The sequence below is a fragment of the Nonomuraea sp. NPDC005501 genome (assembly GCF_040605905.1).
GTDB lineage: Bacteria > Actinomycetota > Actinomycetes > Streptosporangiales > Streptosporangiaceae > Nonomuraea.
The window spans coordinates 1-2,054 of the sequence record NZ_JBEXDT010000213.1 but is presented as its reverse complement, the minus strand read 5'-3'; the positions used below and the strand labels follow the sequence as shown (position 1 = coordinate 2,054).

Below are 2,054 nucleotides of genomic sequence, written 5' to 3'. Positions count from 1 at the left end.
GAGTACTTCATGAGCAACCTCAACGCCGACAACATCCACATCCTGCTGCACGAGATGGGGCACTCGTTCGGCCTGGACGACTTCTACGACTGGACCCCCACCGGAGTCGGCGGCTTCATCATGAAGGCCGGCAGCGCCACCTCGATCACCGAGTTCGACGCGTGGATGCTGCGCGACTGGTGGCGGCACCTGAAGAGTCGCTATGGCTACTAGAGTCACGGCAGTCCTCTGCCTTCTCCTCGCGCTCCTCGTGGCCCCCGCCGCCGCCGACGCGGCCGCCAAGACCGTGTACATCCCGTCGCGCTGGGCCAGCACCGGAGAGGTGCCGTGGGTCAGCTCCCGTACCAAGGAGTCGGCGAACTTCATCCTGCTGTGGGGTGACCGGTCGGGCACCGACCCCAGGACGGCACCCTCGCCGTACCGGTTCGACCCCGACAACATGCTGTCCCAGCTGGAGAGCCTCTACTCCTTCTACGTGAACACCATGAAGTTCACGCCCGAGACCGGCCTGCTGGCCCAGTACAAGATCATTGTCATCGTCACCACGACGTGGTCGAACGCGCCGCTCGACGCGTGGGCCACGGGCGGCTCCACCGACGGCAAGGTCGGCGTCATCAACATCGCCCCCGCCGCCGCGCAGCCCGGATCCTGGGGCCTGGCCCACGAGCTCGGCCACGTCTTCCAGAACTACACGTTCCTCGGCAGGCCCGGCTACGGGCTGGTCCACCCGAGCGCCGGGACGTTCTGGGAGGCCAGCGCCGAGTTCATGGCCATGCAGGTCTACCCCAAGACCGCCGCGGGCGACCTGACGAGGTTCATCCGCACCGAGAACCTCGCCTACAGCAGCAGCCGGCACCACTACGGGGCCTGGATGCTCCTGCAGTACATCAAGGACCGTGACGGCCTGGCCATGTTCAACCGCATCTGGAACGAGGCCCGCGACACCGAGCACCCGCTGGAGGTCTACCGCCGCATCGCGGGCATCGACCAGGCCGAGCTGAACCGGCGCGTCGGCGAGTACGCCCAGCACAACGTCACCTGGGACTACTCCAACCGGGCCGACGTCATGCCCTTCATCACCAGCCTGTACCCGTTCGTCACGGCCTACAACGGGGTGGCGGTGGAGCCGGTCAACGCCGCCGCCGGCCACTTCCGCGTCCCCGACGCCCTCGCCCCGTCCGACTACGGCTACAACAAGATCCGCCTCGTTCCCAGCAGCGACGGCGCCCTCATCCGGATGCGTTTCAGGGGCCACGTCAACAGCGCGGCGCAGTCGGGCTGGTCGTACGGGTTCGTCGCGGTCAAGAACGGCGTCCCCCGTTACGGCCCCGTCACCAGCTCACCCAACGGCGAGGTGACCTTCCAGACCCAGCCGGGCGAGAAGGACGTCTACCTCGTGGTCGTCGGCGCCCCGGCGGCCGTGCACAAGTACGCCTTCCTCGACGGCTACCCGCGCAACTACCGCTACCCGTACCAGTTCCGCCTCCAGGGTGCCCTGCCATGGGGGTACGAGCCGGGCCACGTGCGTCCGGTCGCGCCGGGCAGCGGCCACTGGCACTCCAACGGCGGCGGCTGGGTGGACAACCGGGCCACCGTGGCCGCCACCGCCTACGTCGGGCCCCGGGCCGCCGTCTACGGCAACAGCACCGTCAGCGGCAACGCCCGCGTCGAGGACCTGGCCTGGGTCAACAGCGGCGCCACCGTCACCGGCAACGCCGTGGTGAAGAACAGCGCCCTGGTCCAAGGAGGGGCCAACCTCAGCGGCAGCGTGGTCATCGGCGGCGACGCCGAGCCCGCCACGGCCTGCGGCTCGGGGACGTACCTGATGTTCAATCCCGACCGCCGCTGCGACGGAGGCGCCGGCGAGGCCGACGTGAACCCGGCCCACCCGATCTTCAGCGACAGCGACCTCGCCTTCGGCGGGGGAGCGCCGAACTGACCTGACCCTCCACCGCGCGGCAGGGTGGCGGGCGGGGGGCCCGGCGCGCCCCCGCCCCCCGCCCCCGGGCCGCGCGCCACACCCCCCGACACACACCCACCCAAAAGAATATAGG

At 69.6% G+C, this 2,054-nt stretch carries 2 protein-coding genes; both read left to right on the top strand.

What is annotated here, in order from left to right; all coding sequences use genetic code 11:
• On the top strand, positions 1–213 hold a 213-nt coding region (locus ABZS51_RS42610), incomplete at its 5' end, for a hypothetical protein (protein WP_355454024.1).
• On the top strand, positions 203–1,939 hold the full coding sequence (locus ABZS51_RS42605; protein ID WP_355454021.1) for a DUF6055 domain-containing protein: 1,737 nt from the start codon (positions 203–205) through the stop codon (positions 1,937–1,939). The genes ABZS51_RS42610 and ABZS51_RS42605, both read left to right, overlap by 11 nt.
• Positions 1,940–2,054: the final 115 nt, after the last annotated feature.